The following is a 16,046-nucleotide window of genomic DNA, read 5'->3' on the forward strand; positions in this document are numbered from 1 at the left end:
GGCCGGCCTCTTCGCGTCCCGCCGCTCGGCGACCCGAGCGCACCGACTCCCAGGGGGGATCCCGCATGACCACCGCTCGCTTCGCCATCGGCGCCACCGATTTCGAGCTCGACGGCCGCCCGCACCGCATCCTGTCGGGGGCGCTGCACTACTTCCGCATCCACCCGGATCTCTGGGCCGACCGCATCCACAAGGCGCGGCTGATGGGGCTCAACACGATCGAGACCTACGTCGCGTGGAACGCCCACGAGCCCCAGCGCGGCTCCTGGCGTGCCGACGACGGGCTCGACCTCGGCCGGTTCCTCGACCTCGTCGCCGCCGAGGGGATGCACGCGGTGGTCCGCCCCGGGCCCTACATCTGCGCGGAGTGGGACAACGGCGGTCTCCCCGCCTGGCTGCTCCGCGACCCCGAGGTGGGCGTGCGCCGCTCGGAGCCGCACTACCTCGCGGCCGTCAGCGAGTACCTCCGCCGGGTCTACGCGATCGTCGCGCCGCGGCAGATCGACGTCGGCGGGCCGGTCGTGCTCGTGCAGATCGAGAACGAGTACGGCGCCTACGGCAGTGACAAGGAGTACCTCGCCGAGCTGGTCCGCGTGACGCGCGACGCCGGCATCACCGTGCCGCTCACGACGATCGACCAGCCGACGCCGCAGATGCTCGCCGACGGCAGCCTGCCGGGCCTGCACCTGACGGGATCGTTCGGCTCGCGCACCCCCGAGCGCCTCGCGACCCTCCGCGAGTTCCAGCCGACCGGGCCGCTGATGTGCATGGAGTTCTGGTGCGGCTGGTTCGACGACTGGGGCACGCAGCACCACACGACCGACGCCGACGCCTCCGCCCGCGAGCTCGACGCACTGCTCGCGGTGGGCGGGTCGGTCAACATCTACATGTTCCACGGAGGCACCAACTTCGGCCTCACGAGCGGCGCGAACGACAAGGGCCGCTACGCCGCCATCACGACGAGCTACGACTACGACGCGCCGCTCGATGAGGGCGGCGACCCGACGGCCAAGTTCTGGGCGTTCCGCGACGTCATCGCCCGCTACGCGCCGGTCCCGGCCGAGGTGCCGGCCGCGAAGGCGCCCGCGCCCACTCTGACCGCGCCCCTCGTCCCCGGACCCGCGCTGCTCGGGCTCGACGCGGCCTTCGGGCCCGCCGCGCGGATCGAGCGGATGGCGAGCTTCGACGACCTCGGGCACGACGACGGCTTCGTGCTGTTCCAGACGACGCTGTCCTCCGGCGCGGCTCCCGCCCGCCTCGTCATCGGCGAGGAGGTGCGCGACCGCGCGTGGGTGCTGCTCGACGGCGTGCCGATCGGCGTGCTCGCGCGCGACAACCACGAGCGCGCACTGACGCTGCCGAGCGGGCACGGCGAGCTCGCGATCCTGGTCGAGAACCAGGGCCGGGTGAACTACGGCACGCGGATCGGCGAGCACAAGGGCCTGATCGGCGGCGTCCGGCTCGACGGAACCGAGCTCACCGGATGGACCGCGCGACCGCTCGCGCTGCCGTGCGTGCCCGAGATCGCGGCGCACGCCTCCGACTTCGCCGCGGGCCCGGGTCTCGCCTCCGGGACCTTCGACCTCGACGCCCCCGCCGACCTCTACGTCGACACGCTGCACTGGGGGAAGGGCCTCGTCTGGGTCAACGGCTTCCTCCTCGGCCGCTACTGGCGCCGCGGGCCGCAGCGCACGCTGATCGTGCCGACGCCGGTGACCCGCGCGGGTCGCAACGACGTCGTCGTGCTCGAGCTCGAATCGATCGCGGAGCCCGAGATCCGGCTGCTCGCCTCGGCCGAGCTGGGCCACACGGAGGTCTGAGGGGCGCCCCTGCGCGCGCCCGGCCCTGCTAGCCTCGACCGGCTCGCGGCGACGCATCGCCGGGCGGAGGGGGACGACATGACGAGGACGACGACGACACGGGCGGGCGTGGCGCTCGCGGGGGCGATGCTCCTGGCGCTCACCGGCTGCACCGGCGCCGACCCGGAGCCGACCTCGGAGGCGCTGCCGCAGCACACCGCGGCCGAGCTGACGACGATCTTCGACGGCATCCAGTTCGTGCCCGACCAGTTCGCCGGCACCGCCGCGATGATCGACTCGATCTACCCCGGGCTCACCGCGACCGACCTCTCGTGCCTGGCGCCCTTCGGTGCCGGCTGGGACACGGACGACGCGACGAGCGACTCCGTCGTCACGTTCGGCACCAGCAGCGACCGCTCGATGACCGCGGTCGTGGCGAGCACCGGCGACGCCGACACCGCCTCCGCCCTGGTCGGCGACGCCGAGGACGCGCTCGAGCGCTGCGCGGACGGCTCGGAGCTGTTCGCGATGCAGGGCGTCCCGGTCGAGACGACCGTCGAGCAGACGCAGCCGGCGCTGACCGGCACCGACGACTCCCTCGGCTGGACGGTCACCGGCGACGTCGGCGGCTCGCCGTTCACGCTGGTCGGCATCACGGCGCGTGTCGGCGGCGACGTGGTCGCGCTGGTCGGCTGGGACCCGTCGACGAACGCGTCCTACGTGCCCCGCGCGACGCAGCTCTTCGTCGACGCGCTGTAGGGCGGCGCGCGCCTCGGCCCGCTCCGTCGCCGCCACTCCTCAAGAGTTGTCGCACTCGGTGGTCGAGTACGACAACTCTTGGAGGCTCGACGCGGCGTCCCGGAGCGGGCGCGTCAGCTCAGCCACGAGAGTGCGCCGCCGTGCGGGGCCGCGCACGCGAGCGGCACGCCGTCGGCGGCGAGCACGAACGGAGTCGGCACCGGCGCCGAGAGGCCGGCCCGCGCGGCCGCGACCTGCGGCAGCAGCGCCTCCGCCTCGAGCGTGACCAGGCTCGCCCCGCCCGCCACGACCGCCGCCAGCACCCGCTCGCGCGACGCCCGCGGCAGGTACACGAGCGTGCCGAGCGACACCACGACCGCCCGCAGCCCGCGCGGCACCGCATCGAGAAGCGCCGGCAGCGCGTCGACCGCATCCCCCGCGACGATCGGCGGAGGATCCTCCCGCACCACCTCGACGGCCGCCCGCAGCCGGGCGGTCCGCTCCGGCCGATCGGGCGGCAGCAGCGCCTCGAGCCACGCGCGGTCATCCGACGAGCCCACGTCGAGCGGCCGCAGATCCACCCCGCGGCGCCAGACGATGGTCGGGAGGCGCGTGGGAGCGCCTCCGCCGGTCACCTCGCAGCGCAGCAGCGGCCCGCCCCGGCCCAGCCGCGTCTCGACCCCGTCGGCCGCGAACGCGTACGAGTACCGCTCCGGCACGAGGCACAGCCCCGCGGAGGCACCCACCTCGATCAGCGCGATCGGCTCGTCGGGCTCGGTGATCCGCTCGAGCGCCGCGACGAGCGGGGCCGAGCGGAGCGCCTCGTTCGTCTGCGTGAGCCGCTCGGCCGCGATCGGCGCCACGCGCGGCCACTCCTCCCTCAGCCACCCGACGAGGTCGGCCGGCGCCCCGAGCAGCCGCGCCACGGAGAAGATCAGCGACGGCTGCCGGTGCGCCCGCGGCAGCTCGTCGATGAGAGCGATCAGCGCCTCGTCAGCGGCGACGGCGAGCGCCCACTCGACCTGCAGCTCCGAGGTCTGCGCGAGCTCGACGGCGGCGCGGCGGTACCAGTCGGCGGTGTCTCCCATCCGACCATCCTGCCCGTGGTCTCCACCGCGTGACGCCTCAGGGCCGGGGCACCCCGTCCCAGAGGCGGGCGATGCGCGCGAAGGTCTCGACGGGCTCCTCGGCGAGCTCGCCGACCCGGCCGGCGACCGGCGACCCCGGCGACACGGCCTCCCAGCCGAGCGGCGAGCCGGTCGCGAAGTCGAGGACGATCGCGGTGATCGCGCGGTCGCGCTCGTCGGCCGCGGGTGTCGACACCGGCCAGTGCCCGCCGATCAGCCCGGCGACGTCGACCGCGTGCCCGGCGGGCGCGCCGTCAGCGCGGCCGACGAGGAACAGGTGCGCCTCGCCTCCCGCTGAGGCCTGGGTCTCGGCGAGCCGGAGGGCCGGCAGCCGGTAGATGTAGTCGGTCAGCAGGCGCGCCCGCACGGCGCCGGGTGAGTCGTCGGCCGGGTCACCGTAAGCGGCGACGATCTCCTCGGCCCGCTCCCGCGCGACTCCGAAGCCCTCGACCTCGGCGATGACCGCGTCGAGCGACGGCGGGTCGAACAGGTCGGGGGCGGACGAGCGGAACAGCGCGATCTCGTCGAGGGTCGTGCTGACCAGGATCGGAACGCTCAGAATGCGACCGCCGCGGATCGCCTCCGCCGGATGCCCGGTGAGGACGGGCGACGGCGCCAGGGAGTCGTCGACGACGCCGAAGGCCTGCGGTGACGGCCCGTTGCGCACGCCGATGTCGGTGGCGACGACGGTGCTCTGGGCGCGCACCAGCTCCAGGGGATCGGCGGTCGCCGGGTCCGGGTGTCCGGAGGCGGCCAGCGCCTCGATCAAGCCGCGCGCCATGGACTCGGCGCGTGCCGGAGGGAGGATGCGGGAGGCCCCGGCCGAGTGCACGGCCAGCCGCGAGTAGAGACCGTCCGCCGAGGGGGCGGCAGCGAGTGCCGCCGCGAGGAACCCGCCGGCGCTCTCGCCGAGCACCGTCACGTGGGCGGGGTCGCCTCCGAAGCGCTCGATCTCGTCGTGAACCCACTGCAGAGCGGCGATCACGTCGCGCAGGCCCAGGTTGCTCGCCTCGGGGAAGCGCGGATCGATCGCGCTCACCGTCGCGAAGCCGAGGGCTCCTACGCGGTAGTTGAACGACACGACGACCAGTCGCCCGGACGCAGCGAGCGCGGCACCGTCGGCCGCCCAGCTCGACCCGGCGCCGTGCTCGAAGCCCCCGCCGTACACGGTGACGAGCACCGGCAACGGCCCCGAGCCCGGCTCGGCCGGCGCCCAGACGTTGAGGAACGCGCTGTCCTCAGCCGGGTCGGCGCCGAGGGGCTGGTTCGGGTCCTCGATCTGGAACGGCGCGGCACCGTACGCGTCGTGCGCCGCCTCCTCGAAGGGAAGGACGCGCGGCGCGGCGAAGCGGGCCGCCGCGGCGAAGGGGATGCCCAGCCAGGCCTTCGCGCCGCCGCGGCGGACGCCTCCCGCCGGTCGGACCGCTGCGCTCATCGGGTCGTCGCCACCTGCGCGTCGGCGACCTCTGCGGCGGCGGGTCCGGCAGCCGGCCGCGCAGCGAGCGTCTCGTGGGCCAGCCCGCGACCGCTGCGCATCGCGAGCGACAGCAGCGCGAAGGAGACCACGAAGAGCAGGACGTTGACGACGAACGATGCGAGGTAGCTGCCCGTCGCGGTGAAGAGGGCGCCGTGCACGTAGACGCCGCCCGCGTTGGCCAGCGAGCCGAGCATCAGGAGGGGCCCGAGGATCGTGCTGTACTCGCGCGCGCCGAAGGTGTTGCGGACGAGCACGACGACGGCGACGAGGTTGATCGCCTGCGCCATGCCGGCGGCGAAGCTCGAGATGCTCAGGGCGAGCTCGCCGGGGAACAGCTGGAGCCCTCCCCAGCCGGCGACCGCGATCAGGGTGAACAGGCCGACCGCGACACCGGGACGGAGATGGTCGATCGCGGCGCCCATCGCGAACTTGCCGACGGAGGCGCCGATCAGGAGCACCGAGTAGATCGACGACGCGATCGTCAGCGAGAGCCCGGTCGCCGCCAGGTAAGTGGGCAGGTGCTGGACGAGCGACCCGGCGAACTGCAGCGCGATGCCCGCCAGGGCGAAGCAGGCGAACGGCAGGCTGCGGAAGGCGCGCCGAGCCGAGACTCCCGACATCGCGATCGACGCCGTCTCGGCCTGTCGCGCCGGATCGTGTCCGAAGGGGCGCTGCTCGCCGGTCGGGCGCAGCTTCGCGACGAAGAGAGTGAAGGGGAGGAGCACGACGAGCACGACGATCGCCGTGACGACGTAGGCCGTCCGCCAGCCCTGCTCCGAGATGATCGACCCGATCAGAGGGCTGAACACGGCGCCGCCGACCGCGGTCATCGCTCCGGCGATGCCGGTCACGGTCCCGAGGTGCTTCTCGAACCAGTTGCCCAGCAGGATCGGCACGGGCAGCATCACGGCGACGGCCTTGGCCGCTCCGAGCACGATGTTGGCGACGTAGAGGGTCGCGATGTCGGTCGCGGTCGCCGAGAGCAGGTACATCGCCGCCATCAGGACGACCATCGCCGAGAGGAACACCTTGAGGTTGATCCTCGTGAACAGCGGAGCCGCGACGCCGAGTGCGATCGCGCTCGCGATCCCGGAGAGCGAACTCATCAACGACACCTGCGCGAGGTCGACGCCGAGGTCTGCGCTGAGCGAGCTCCAGTAGATCGAGGCCGTGTTCAGCGTCAGCCCGAAGCCGACGAACGAGAGCACGCACGTCGTCGCGAAGATCATCCACGCGTAGTTCCGTCTGGTCGTCATGGTCGGGCACCTCATCCTCATCGATCGGTCGATCGGCGTCCTCGCCTGATCCGGACCGGCTCTCGAGCGGCCCGTGAGCGATTGTACACACTGCGTACAGTGCGTACAGAGTCCGCAGTAGACGCGGTCAACCCGCGGATCGCCCTACACTCGGAGGGTTCCGCAGCCGAAGGAGTGCCGTGACCCCCGACGTCATCGCCGATCGAATCGCTCAGGACATCCGCGACTGCACGTTTCCCAGTGGGGCACAGCTCGTCCAGGAGGAGATCGCGAAGAAGTACGGCGTCAGCCGGAATCCGGTGCGGGAGGCTCTGAGGCTGCTCGAGGCGCGCGGCCTGGTGACGATCAGAGGCGGCGGCGGCGCGACGGTCCGCGTCCTCTCCGAGGGCGATCTGGTCGAGCTGTACGCACTCCGCACCGCGCTCGAGCCCCTCATCGCCGAGCCGGTCGTCGACGGCGCGACCTCGCGAGCCGTCCTCCGCCTCCGCCGGCTGACCGACAGCATGGAGCACGAGACCGACCAGCGCACCTGGATGAACCTGAACTTCGAGTTCCACGAGGCGCTCTACGAGCTCGCCGACCGACCGCGGACCACCGAGATCCTCAGCTCGCTGCTCTCAGCCGCCCAGCCCTACTCGCGGCGCAACATCGGCGAGCTCGGTGGCCGCGCCCAGGCCGACGACGACCACCGCGCGATGGTGGACGCGATCGAGGCGCGCGACGCGACGGGGCTCGGCGACGCGATCCGCCGCCACCTGACCTCGGCCGAGCAGCGCCTCGAGGACGACTTCACCCGGGACGCCTCCGCCTGATCCGCGGACCGGTGCCGGGACGGTGTCCGTTCAGCCTCTCCCCAGCAGCCTTCGCAAACCGGATAGCTGCTTCCGGCCCCCGAGCAGGGGGGCATACGTTCTCACCACGGCCGGACGACCAGCCGGCCACCCTGCTCCCCGCGACCGCCCGGCACGCGGCATCGGGAGCACCGCCGCCCGCATCCCGGGCGCCTCACGAGGCCGGCGCATCCGGCCCGCTCAGCCTCACGACCGGCACCCGCCGGCACCCCCAGTCGCGGAAGATCCCGCGGCGTCCCTCACAGAACGGCGGCTCCGCACATGGGCGCACTCCTCTACGGCACTCCTGCCACCTCGCACGACATCGACGACCGCGCGCTCGCGCACCTCCAGATCGTCATGGTCAACAAGTTCCGCCGCAACGAGGCCTTCGCCTTCCAGCTCGACGCCTCGAGCGCGCACGGGACCGGCCGCCAGACCATCTGGCTGCACCCCTCGATCCCGCTCCAGTTCTCGTTCAACGGCAGCCGCATGCCGTCGATCAACCCCGAGTGGGTCCGCGCGCTGATGGACGAGGCCAACAGCGGCCGAGGCCTGCGCATCCTCCCCGAGCCCGCGCTGAAGCCCGAGACCGTCGGGCTGACCCACGCCGCATGACAGCGATCCCCTCGGTGCGAGTCATCAGGGGGGCGGCGAGTCGGACGGGGACACGATGACGCGCACGAAGGAACGATCCCGGAGCGGGAGCGACCAGGCTCCCGACTTCCTGGAGCTCGGCGGGTACGACCACGCGACGCCGAGCTTCGAATGCTCGACGACCCGCGGAGGCGTCGCCGGCGGCCTGAGCGTCACCGACGGACGCCTGGTGCTCACCCGCGTCGGCTCGACGATGAGCTTCCGTGCCCGCGATGTGCTCGGCTGGTGGGACACCTCCTCCGGCACCACGTTCTCGCTCGCGATCGAGACCGGCGCGCGGCACACGCTCGTGCTGCTGTCCGAGTTCCGCGGAGCCACCGTGCACGCGATGACGCGGGCGTTCGGCCCTCGCCGACCGCTGGATGGTTTATCCGCTTAACGAACTGCGTCGTTCCGACTCTCGACCTCTCGCGGCGCTGCGTGAGATTCTGATCCGCGATGGACGGTAGGAACGGCGACGTCATCCGCTCGGAGATCGCGGGGCGGGACATCGAGGACGCACGAGCGCTGTTCGAGGACGTCTACAACGGCCACCGCTTCGTCGTCGAGCCGAGCGCCGACTTCTCCTACCGCTACACCGCGGTCGGCGATTCGGACGTCACCCTGCGTGGGAGTCACTTCGCCGGCTCGGTGAAGGGCCGCGTCCAGACCGAGGGCGAGTACGTCGTCGCCTGGCTCACCGCCGGCGAGGGGGTCAGCGACCTCGACGGCGACCCGATGCGCATGCTCTCCGGGCAGCCCACCGTCTGGGCCAACGACCGCCCGGCGGCCTTCGAGGTGCACGACTACCGCCAGAACCTCATCCACTTCAACGGCTCCTACCTCGAGCGCATCGCCGACGAGGTCGAGGGCAGCGGAGGGGGCTCTCTGCTCTTCGACACCACGTCGCGCCCCGAGGGCGAGAAGCTGCGCCGCTGGTCGGCCACCGTCGCGACGGTCGCCCGCGTCATCTACGACGCCGACAGCTCCGCGCTCCTCCGGCAGGAGGCGAACCGCGCTGTCGCCGTCGCGCTCCTCGACACGTTCCCGCACGAGGCGCTCAGCGCGCCCGGCGACCTGCTCGTGCCCCGCAGCGGGCGCCTGCGACAGGCGGTCGAGTTCATGTACGCGAACGCGCACCTGCCGCTGCGCACCGAGGCCGTCGCGGAGGCGGCGGGCGTCAGCCTGCGCACCCTGCAGTCCGAGTTCCGCCGCGAGTTCGGCTTCACCGCGGTCGACTACCTGCGCCGCATCCGCCTCGACGCCGTCCGCAAGGAGCTGCGCGCCGGCGACTCCGGAGTGGTCAGCGTCTCGGAGGTCGCACGCCGCTGGGGCTTCGCGCACCTGGGCCGCTTCTCGGCGACCTACGCGCACCGCTTCGGGGAGCGGCCGAGCACGACACTCGAGTCGTAGCGGCTCACAACTGAGGCTGAGCACACGAAACGGCGGAATCCGCACGTGTTCCGGCGTTCCGGCCTCACTCGAGCAGCCGTTGCCTCCGCGCCTCGACCGGTTCCAGCACCTCGGTCGCCGTCCCGCGTTCGAGGACGATGTCGACCTGGATCGGCAGGTCGGCGTCGAGCCCGCTCGGGGTGTCGAACACGTAGCTCCAGAGCGCGGCGTCCTCCGTGCAGCCCTGCGTTCCGGGCACGTGCTGCGTCTCGATGCGCAGGTGGTCGACCGCGGTGACCTCGAGCGCGGCCGGCGCCAGGGGGCAGTTGCCACTGGCGGTGATCGTCAGCTCGAAGCCCGTGCCGTCCTCGAGCCAGCGCGCCCGGCTCTCCATGTACGCCTCCACGGCGCCCCGATAGAAGGAGCGGTAGACGGCGCCTTCCGGGGCGGGCTCCGTCTCGCCGAACGTCGGCAGCGTCGGCGCCTCGGCGCGCGCGCAGCCGAGCATCGTCAGTCCGACTCCGCAGAGACCGGCCAGGATCACCGCACGCCCCCGCATGCACGCCAGCCTAGGCTGCGGGCTCCTGACGAGCCGCGTCGTCCGCGCTGCCGCCGCCGACGACTCCTGCGTGAAGCCGGCCAGCGCCGAGGTGATCGATGCACAACCGGCCTCCTTCTCTCGGGAGCTGGGCCGTGCCGAGCGAGGTGGACCCGAGTGTCGGGGAACGTGGAGCGTGGAATCGAGCCGGGGGTGAATCCCGGGAAGAGGAACGACGATCTCCAAGTGGTCGTGCATGAATTCACCCTCCGACCGGCCCGGGCGACTCGACCGTCGTCGAGAGTCGACGGACACCTCTCTGCTCCGGCTTCGCTGCAACCGCAGCGGCAGAGGGCGAACTCGATTGCAAGCCCCTCAACTGGGAGTACTGACGAACGCACTGCTCCTGGTGTAGGTGGCCCCTGCGGGTGACACTTGGCGGGTGCACCTGGGTGACCGATCCTCGATAGCGGCCCGGTTGCAGCGCGCAGCGTCGAGTGCGGACTGGGACGACGCCCTCTCGCTGATCGACCACGGCTGGGTCCGGCTGCTCCAGGGTTCGCCTCGGGAGCTGCTGACGGTTCTCGACCGGATGCCGGGTGCGGTCCTGAGCGGCAGGCCCCGGCTGCGGCTCGCCCGCGAGCATCTCGCGCGACTGCTCGAGGGCGAGGCCCACGCGTCCACCTACCGCCTCATCATCGACGCCTCCGTGCCGACGGACAGCTCCGATCAGCTCGCCCTGCTCACCGCACGGATCGCCGCCGCTCGTTCCGCCGGCGCGGACGTCGCAGCACTGGTCGCTGCTGCCCACGAGCTGCGCGGGCGGCAGCCGGTCGAGTCGACGCCCACGCTCGCGGCCGCCCTGCCCGAGATGCACTACCAGTGGGGCCTCGCGCTCGAGCGCTCCGGGGACTTCGACGGAGCACTGCTCGACTACGTCGAGAGCTTCGACTGGGCTGTGACCGTCGGACACCGGATGATGCAGCGCGCCTCCGCCGGCGCCATCGCCTACCTCCACGCCCTCCACGGCCGCATCGTGACCGCGCAGACCTGGATCGACAAGCTCCCCACCCCCCGACCGGAGGACTGGTGGGAGCCGGACTTCTCCACCCAGGCGCGTCTCGCGGAGTCCCTCATCCGCTCAGCGCACCTCGACGTCACCTCCGACGAGGACCTGCGGGAGGACATCAGCGCGAACGAGCTGATCAAGCACTGGGCCCCCTACTTCCTCGTCCGCGCGATCGCCGTCCGAGACGCTCGCGCCACACGCCGGCTCCGCACCGAGCTCGACACCTTCGTGGCGACTCTGCCCGCCGGGCAGAGGAAGGACCCGGTCAACGCCGCACTGGTCGACATCGCGAGACTGCTGTTCGCCGTTCGAGTGCGAGAACTCGGACGCACGGACTCGCTCGACCGGCCCCTCGCGACCGCGCACCTCCTTCGCCAGGTCCCCGCCGTGATCCGTGCTCTCGGGCTCGCCCATGCCGGCAGGAGTCGCACCGCACTCCAGATCGCCGCACCGCTGCTCCACGTCGACCGCTCCCGCCCGCAAGTGGTCGTGCCCGCCCTGCTCGCGACTGCGATCGCCACCGACGACCCCGCCCGCCGCAGCGACCTGCTCCTCGAAGCCGTCACGATCGGTCATGCTCACCGGTACTTCACCACCTTCGCGATCCTCCCGGCGGATCTCCGCCTCGAGGCGGCACTCCTTCTCGCGGCTCTCGGGGAGACCGCCATCGCCGAGCGCCTCACCGTCGCCGCGGACGAGCCCCGACGCTCGCTGCCCGACTCGCTGACCGCACGCGAGCGCATCGTCGCGGAGCACGCGGCCGACGGCGAGAGCAGCGCCGAGATCGCGGCCTCGCTCTCCGTCAGCGTCAACACCGTGAAGACCCAGCTGCGCACCGTCTACCGCAAGCTCGGCATCACCTCCCGCACCGAGCTCCGCCACCTCCACCACGTCGCCGAGTCCGAGCGATCCTGAGCGGGGCGTGCAGAGGCGGACGACACCGTCGATCAGCCTGAGGACGACTCCGGCGTGGCCCGCGCCGTCCCGTTAGCCTCGAAGCGGGGCACCGCTGCTCCGGGCATCGGGGGATGACAGATGACGACCGAATTCCTGCGGGACGGGCTCTTCGTGACGGCCTGGTTCGGGTTGATGACGTGCGTGTGGCTCGGGTGGGCTCAGGAGGCGCCGCCGAAGCGGGCGCCGGCGCTGCTCGGGATCGGCAGCGTGATCGGCATCGCCGCGGCGGTCGGAGGCGGGCTCCTGGTCTGGCGCTCGTGGGACACGCCCTCGGCGCTCGACGGGCAGTACGCCTGGTTCGGGGTGCTCGTGGCCGCCGAGGTGGTGCTCGCGGGCGTCGCCTGCGCGATCCTCGCCGCGCGAGGGCTGAAGCGCTGGTTCGCCGCCGGAGTCGCGGTGGTCGTCGCGGCGCACTTCGTGCCGCTGGGCGTGATGCTCCGGGATCCGGCGCTCGTCGTGTTCGGGGTCGTTCAACTCGCCCTGGTGGTGGCCGCGGTGATCGTCGCGCGGCGCCGAGGGGCGACGCCGAGCTTCGCGATCGGCGTGACGATGGGCACGAGCCTCCTGCTCGCGGCGCTCGTCTCGGCCGTGCGGTGGGTGCCTGCCGGACTGGAGGGTGCGCTCTAAGCCGCGTCGCGCGCCACAGCCTCGAGCCGGGCGACGTAGGCGGCCCACCACTCCGCGGGGACCTCCGGCAGGTTGTCACCAGGCGTCCGGAGGCCGACGCCACCGTCGATCAGCTCGCGGACGATGTCGGCGTGACCCGCGTGCCGGTGCGTCTCGACGGTGATGTGCACGAGGATCCGGTGCAGCGTCACGTCGCGGTTCGTCCACCAGGGCACGAAGCCGGGGGCGCCGAGGGGGAGGGGGGCCACGGTGGCGTCGGAGTGCGCCCAGACCCGCCGGTACTGCGCGATCACGGCGTCGCGCGACTCGTCGGCGGTGGCCCACATGTCGGAGTTGGGCTCCGACTCGTCCTCCATCCACGGCATCGGCTCCGGGAACGGGCGGCCGAACGTGGCGCCGAGGTAGCCGGCCTCGGTCCCGGCGACGTGCTTGACCAGCCCGAGCAGGTTGGTGCCCGTGGGGACGAGCGGCCGCCGCACGTCGTACTCCGAGAGGCCGTCGAGCTTGCCGAGCAGCGCCTCGCGCCCCTCCTGCAGGTAGCGGAGGAGGGTCTGCTTCGGGTCGTTCAGGTCAGAGGTGTTCAGGTCGGAGGCATCCATCGCCCCAGCCTGGACCCTCCGCCGACCGGGACGCCAGGGCCGAGCAGGAACGGAGAAGCGGGCGCGGGCGCTCAGCCCCTACCGTGGGGGCACGACGAGAGGACAGCAGATGAGCACCGACGAGAAGGGCGGGTTCTCCGCCGAGGAGAAGGCCGCGATGAAGGCCCGCGCGGCCGAGCTGAAGGCGGAGGCGCGGCGCGGCAGGGCGGCGGACAAGGCGGCCGCCGACCGCGCGACGATGTTCGACAAGATCGCGGAGATGCCCGAGCCCGACCGTGCGCTGGCCGAGCGCCTCCACGAGCTCGTGACGGAGGCGGCGCCCGCGCTGCTGCCGAAGCTGTACTACGGGCAGCCCGGCTGGGCGAAGGACGGCCGGATCGTCGTGTTCTTCCGCAGCGGCCTGGTCGACAAGGCGCGCTACTCGACGATCGGCTTCAGCGTCGACGCGCAGCTCGACGAGCCGGGCGGCCTCTGGCCGACGTCGTACGCACTCGACCACCTCGATGACGCGGGAGCGGCGCGGCTCGCCGAGCTGGTGGCGCGCGCCGCGCGCTGACGCCGTCGCAGGGGACGGATGTCCGAGGGAGATGCTGCGCGCAACGTCAGCTGAGACGGCCTCTCGCGCACCATCGTGCGCGACGAGTGATCTCAGCTGACGTTGTGCGCGAGAGCGGCACCACGTCAGCCGACCGGCACGCGCGCCTCCTCGCGCAGCACCTCGACGCCGACGAGGCGACGCGTCTCGGCGCCCACCGGCGAGGCGTCGCCGACCAGGGTCACCGCGGCGGTCGTCTCCTTCGCGGCGCAGCTCGGCCCGACCCACAGCTCGACCGCGCCCGGCTCGACCACGCGCACACCGCGGCGGTCGGTGAAGGCGAGGCGGGCCGACGGCACGTCGAAGCGCACGAGAGCCTCCTCCCCCGCCCCCAGCTCGACCCGCGCGTAGCCGAGAAGCTGCGCGACCGGCCGCGTCACCGACGCGTAGACGTCGCGGGCGTAGAGCTGCACCACGTCGACGCCGGCGCGACCACCCGTGTTGCGCACGCGGACCGCGGTCGTGAAGGCTCCGGAAGTCGGCGCCTCGGCCGACTCGAGCGACAGGCCCTCGTGCGCGAACGTCGTGTACGACAGCCCGTGCCCGAACGGCAGCACCGGAGTGCTGTCGGCGCTGGTCACCTCCGACGGCCCGCCGAGGATCGGGTGCAGGTACGAGAACGGCTGCGCGCCCGCCGAGCGCGGCAACGAGACGGGCAGGCGCCCGGAGGGGACGACCCGCCCCGAGACGACACCAGCGATCGCGCCGGCCCCCTCCTCCCCCGGGAAGAACGCCTGCAGCACCGCGGCCGGACCCTCGAGCGCCCAGCCCACGGCATAGGGGCGGCCGGTCAGCAGCACGAGCACGACCGGGGTTCCGGTCGCGAGCACCGCCTCGACGAGCTCGCGCTGGCGCCCCGGCAGCTCGAGGCTCTCGACGTCGTTGCCCTCGCCGACGGTTCCGCGTCCGAAGAGCCCCGCGCGGTCGCCGACCACGACGACAGCGACGTCGGCCTCATGAGCGGCCGCCACGGCGGACGGGATCCCCGAGGCGTCGTCGCCCTCGACCGCGCAGCCCTCGGCCGTGACGAACGCACTGCCCGGGAACTCCGCGGCGAGCGCCTCCTGCACCGTCGGGATCTCGAAGCCGAGCGGCACGCCCTCGTGGTGGGCGAGCACGTGGTTGGCGAAGGAGTAGCAGCCCATCAGGGCGGGCGCACTGGCGGCGTTGGGGCCGATCAGCGCGATCCTCCGCGGCGTCGCGAGCGGCAGGAGGCCGTCGTTCGAGAGCAGCACGATCGACTCCTCGGCCAGGCGCCGCGCGATGTCGCGGTGCGCGGGCGAGTCGAGGTCGATCGACTCGGGAGGGTCGTCGAAGCGCTCGTCGAGCAGCCCGAGGCGCTCCTTCTGCGCGAGCACCCGCAGCAGCGCCCGATCGACGAGCGCCTCGTCGGCCTCGCCCGAGCGGATCCGCGCGGCCAGCGGCGCGAGGAACGCGTCGCCGGTGGGCAGCTCCACGTCGATCCCCGCCTCGAGGGCCAGCTGCGCCGCCTCGCCGAGATCGGCCGCCACGGCGTGCATCAGGTGCAGGAACGCGACCGCGAAGTAGTCGGCGACCACGACCCCGTCGAAGCCCCAGCGCTCGCGGAGCACCCCGGTCAGGTAGGCGGGCGTGGCGCCGACGGGGTCGCCGTCGATCTCGGCGTACGAGTTCATCACCGAGCGGGCGCCGCCGTCGCGGATCGCCATCTCGAACGGAGGCAGCAGCACGTCCGCGATCTCGCGCGGGCCGGCGTGCACCGGCGCGTGGTTGCGGCCGCCGCGCGAGGCCGAGTAGCCGATGAAGTGCTTGAGCGTCGCGTCGACTCCCGCCGACTGCAGGCCCTTCACGTAGGCGGTGCCGATGGTGCCGACGACGTACGGGTCCTCGGCGATGCACTCGTCCACGCGCCCCCAGCGCGGGTCGCGGATCACGTCGAGCACGGGAGCGAGGCCCTGGTGGATCCCGAGCTCGCGCATCGAGCCGCCGATCGCGGCGGCCATCTCCTCGACGAGGCCGGGGTCGAAGGAGGCGCCCCAGGCGAGCGGAGTCGGGAACGTCGCGGCCTTCCACGCCGCCAGCCCCGTCAGGCACTCCTCGTGCACGATCGCCGGGATGCCCAGGCGCGTCTCGTCGACGAGGCGTCGCTGCTCGGCCCACAGCCAGTGGGCGCGCTCGACCGGATCGACGGGGCGGGTGCCGTAGACCCGCGTGAGCTGGCCGATCCCCTCCCGCGTCGCATCCTCGTAGCGGGTCGAGGTGGCCATCTCGCCGGCGAGCGGAGCGACGACCTCGCCGCCCTGGTCGACCCAGTACCCGACGAGCTGCGTCAGCTTCTCCTCGAGCGTCATGCGGCCGATCAGCGCGCTGACGCGGGCCGAGGGAGTCTCTGCTCCGGTCATCGGAAGGTCCTCTCGAGAGTCTGCG

Annotated in this window: 15 protein-coding genes; 9 read left to right on the plus strand and 6 right to left on the minus strand. The window is 72.7% G+C overall.

The window, feature by feature from the left end:
* Nucleotides 1-65: 65 nt before the first annotated feature.
* Together ASG06_RS05225 and ASG06_RS05230 are read left to right on the plus strand one after the other, a co-directional pair.
* On the plus strand, nucleotides 66-1,820 hold the full coding sequence (locus ASG06_RS05225) for a glycoside hydrolase family 35 protein (RefSeq protein ID WP_056039450.1): 1,755 nt from the start codon (nucleotides 66-68) through the stop codon (nucleotides 1,818-1,820).
* Between the two features lie 78 nt (nucleotides 1,821-1,898).
* On the plus strand, nucleotides 1,899-2,558 hold the full coding sequence (locus ASG06_RS05230) for a hypothetical protein (protein ID WP_156465865.1): 660 nt from the start codon (nucleotides 1,899-1,901) through the stop codon (nucleotides 2,556-2,558).
* Between the two features lie 113 nt (nucleotides 2,559-2,671).
* On the opposite strand, the gene ASG06_RS05235 is transcribed toward ASG06_RS05230, so the two are convergent.
* The 3 genes from ASG06_RS05235 to ASG06_RS05245 are packed head-to-tail and all read right to left on the minus strand — an operon-like array spanning nucleotide 2,672 to nucleotide 6,397.
* Entirely contained in the window at nucleotides 2,672-3,625 is a 954-nt protein-coding gene (locus ASG06_RS05235; RefSeq protein ID WP_056039455.1) for a DUF2332 domain-containing protein, read from the minus strand.
* A gap of 37 nt (nucleotides 3,626-3,662) precedes the next feature.
* A complete protein-coding gene (locus ASG06_RS05240; protein WP_056039459.1) occupies nucleotides 3,663-5,099 on the minus strand; it encodes a carboxylesterase family protein in 1,437 nt (478 codons plus the stop codon).
* A complete protein-coding gene (locus ASG06_RS05245) occupies nucleotides 5,096-6,397 on the minus strand; it encodes an MFS transporter (protein ID WP_056039462.1) in 1,302 nt (433 codons plus the stop codon). Before ASG06_RS05245 ends, ASG06_RS05240 begins: the two co-directional genes overlap by 4 nt.
* A 179-nt stretch (nucleotides 6,398-6,576) precedes the next feature.
* Between ASG06_RS05245 and ASG06_RS05250 the strand changes: the two genes are divergently transcribed.
* From ASG06_RS05250 to ASG06_RS05265, 4 genes are all read left to right on the plus strand, one after another.
* Complete coding sequence (locus tag ASG06_RS05250) at nucleotides 6,577-7,209, plus strand: GntR family transcriptional regulator (protein ID WP_056039465.1); 633 nt, start codon at nucleotides 6,577-6,579, stop codon at nucleotides 7,207-7,209.
* A gap of 300 nt (nucleotides 7,210-7,509) precedes the next feature.
* Nucleotides 7,510-7,845 (plus strand): DUF7882 family protein, encoded by a 336-nt coding sequence (locus ASG06_RS05255; RefSeq protein WP_056039468.1) that lies wholly within the window; start codon nucleotides 7,510-7,512, stop codon nucleotides 7,843-7,845.
* A gap of 55 nt (nucleotides 7,846-7,900) precedes the next feature.
* Nucleotides 7,901-8,263, plus strand: coding sequence for a hypothetical protein (locus ASG06_RS05260; protein WP_056039471.1), 363 nt, complete (start codon nucleotides 7,901-7,903; stop codon nucleotides 8,261-8,263).
* Between the two features lie 59 nt (nucleotides 8,264-8,322).
* Nucleotides 8,323-9,276, plus strand: a complete 954-nt coding sequence (locus tag ASG06_RS05265) for a helix-turn-helix transcriptional regulator (protein WP_056039474.1) — start codon at nucleotides 8,323-8,325, stop codon at nucleotides 9,274-9,276.
* Between the two features lie 64 nt (nucleotides 9,277-9,340).
* Here the strand turns inward: ASG06_RS05265 and ASG06_RS05270 are convergent, their stop codons facing one another.
* Nucleotides 9,341-9,814, minus strand: coding sequence for a hypothetical protein (locus ASG06_RS05270; RefSeq protein WP_056039477.1), 474 nt, complete (start codon nucleotides 9,812-9,814; stop codon nucleotides 9,341-9,343).
* Nucleotides 9,815-10,235: 421 nt separating this feature from the next.
* Here ASG06_RS05270 and ASG06_RS05275 point away from each other — a divergent pair, with 421 nt between their 5' ends.
* Nucleotides 10,236-11,777, plus strand: a complete 1,542-nt coding sequence (locus ASG06_RS05275) for a helix-turn-helix transcriptional regulator (RefSeq protein ID WP_162239002.1) — start codon at nucleotides 10,236-10,238, stop codon at nucleotides 11,775-11,777.
* Nucleotides 11,778-11,897: 120 nt separating this feature from the next.
* Nucleotides 11,898-12,446, plus strand: a complete 549-nt coding sequence (locus tag ASG06_RS05280) for a hypothetical protein (protein ID WP_056039483.1) — start codon at nucleotides 11,898-11,900, stop codon at nucleotides 12,444-12,446.
* Here ASG06_RS05280 and ASG06_RS05285 read toward each other — a convergent pair.
* Nucleotides 12,443-13,045, minus strand: a complete 603-nt coding sequence (locus ASG06_RS05285) for a DinB family protein (RefSeq protein ID WP_056039486.1) — start codon at nucleotides 13,043-13,045, stop codon at nucleotides 12,443-12,445. The genes ASG06_RS05280 and ASG06_RS05285 overlap by 4 nt on opposite strands.
* 109 nt (nucleotides 13,046-13,154) lie before the next feature.
* Here ASG06_RS05285 and ASG06_RS05290 point away from each other — a divergent pair, with 109 nt between their 5' ends.
* The gene (locus ASG06_RS05290) at nucleotides 13,155-13,601 is read left to right on the plus strand and encodes a hypothetical protein (protein WP_056039489.1); all 447 of its coding nucleotides are present in this window, start codon (nucleotides 13,155-13,157) and stop codon (nucleotides 13,599-13,601) included.
* Between the two features lie 125 nt (nucleotides 13,602-13,726).
* Here the strand turns inward: ASG06_RS05290 and ASG06_RS05295 are convergent, their stop codons facing one another.
* The gene (locus ASG06_RS05295; RefSeq protein ID WP_056039492.1) at nucleotides 13,727-16,021 is read right to left on the minus strand and encodes a glycoside hydrolase family 3 N-terminal domain-containing protein; all 2,295 of its coding nucleotides are present in this window, start codon (nucleotides 16,019-16,021) and stop codon (nucleotides 13,727-13,729) included.
* Nucleotides 16,022-16,046 lie beyond the last annotated feature (25 nt).

This window comes from Rathayibacter sp. Leaf185 (assembly GCF_001423885.1).
GTDB lineage: Bacteria > Actinomycetota > Actinomycetes > Actinomycetales > Microbacteriaceae > Rathayibacter.

Coding starts and splice junctions, on each gene's coding strand:
- ASG06_RS05270 (WP_056039477.1), bottom strand. CDS start 9,814: ATGCGGGGGCGTGCGGTGATCCTGGCCGGTCTCTGCGGAGTCGGACTG.
- ASG06_RS05230 (WP_156465865.1), top strand. CDS start 1,899: ATGACGAGGACGACGACGACACGGGCGGGCGTGGCGCTCGCGGGGGCG.
- ASG06_RS05235 (WP_056039455.1), bottom strand. CDS start 3,625: ATGGGAGACACCGCCGACTGGTACCGCCGCGCCGCCGTCGAGCTCGCG.
- ASG06_RS05280 (WP_056039483.1), top strand. CDS start 11,898: ATGACGACCGAATTCCTGCGGGACGGGCTCTTCGTGACGGCCTGGTTC.
- ASG06_RS05290 (WP_056039489.1), top strand. CDS start 13,155: ATGAGCACCGACGAGAAGGGCGGGTTCTCCGCCGAGGAGAAGGCCGCG.
- ASG06_RS05260 (WP_056039471.1), top strand. CDS start 7,901: ATGACGCGCACGAAGGAACGATCCCGGAGCGGGAGCGACCAGGCTCCC.
- ASG06_RS05225 (WP_056039450.1), top strand. CDS start 66: ATGACCACCGCTCGCTTCGCCATCGGCGCCACCGATTTCGAGCTCGAC.
- ASG06_RS05245 (WP_056039462.1), bottom strand. CDS start 6,397: ATGACGACCAGACGGAACTACGCGTGGATGATCTTCGCGACGACGTGC.
- ASG06_RS05285 (WP_056039486.1), bottom strand. CDS start 13,045: ATGGATGCCTCCGACCTGAACACCTCTGACCTGAACGACCCGAAGCAG.
- ASG06_RS05265 (WP_056039474.1), top strand. CDS start 8,323: ATGGACGGTAGGAACGGCGACGTCATCCGCTCGGAGATCGCGGGGCGG.
- ASG06_RS05255 (WP_056039468.1), top strand. CDS start 7,510: ATGGGCGCACTCCTCTACGGCACTCCTGCCACCTCGCACGACATCGAC.
- ASG06_RS05295 (WP_056039492.1), bottom strand. CDS start 16,021: ATGACCGGAGCAGAGACTCCCTCGGCCCGCGTCAGCGCGCTGATCGGC.
- ASG06_RS05240 (WP_056039459.1), bottom strand. CDS start 5,099: ATGAGCGCAGCGGTCCGACCGGCGGGAGGCGTCCGCCGCGGCGGCGCG.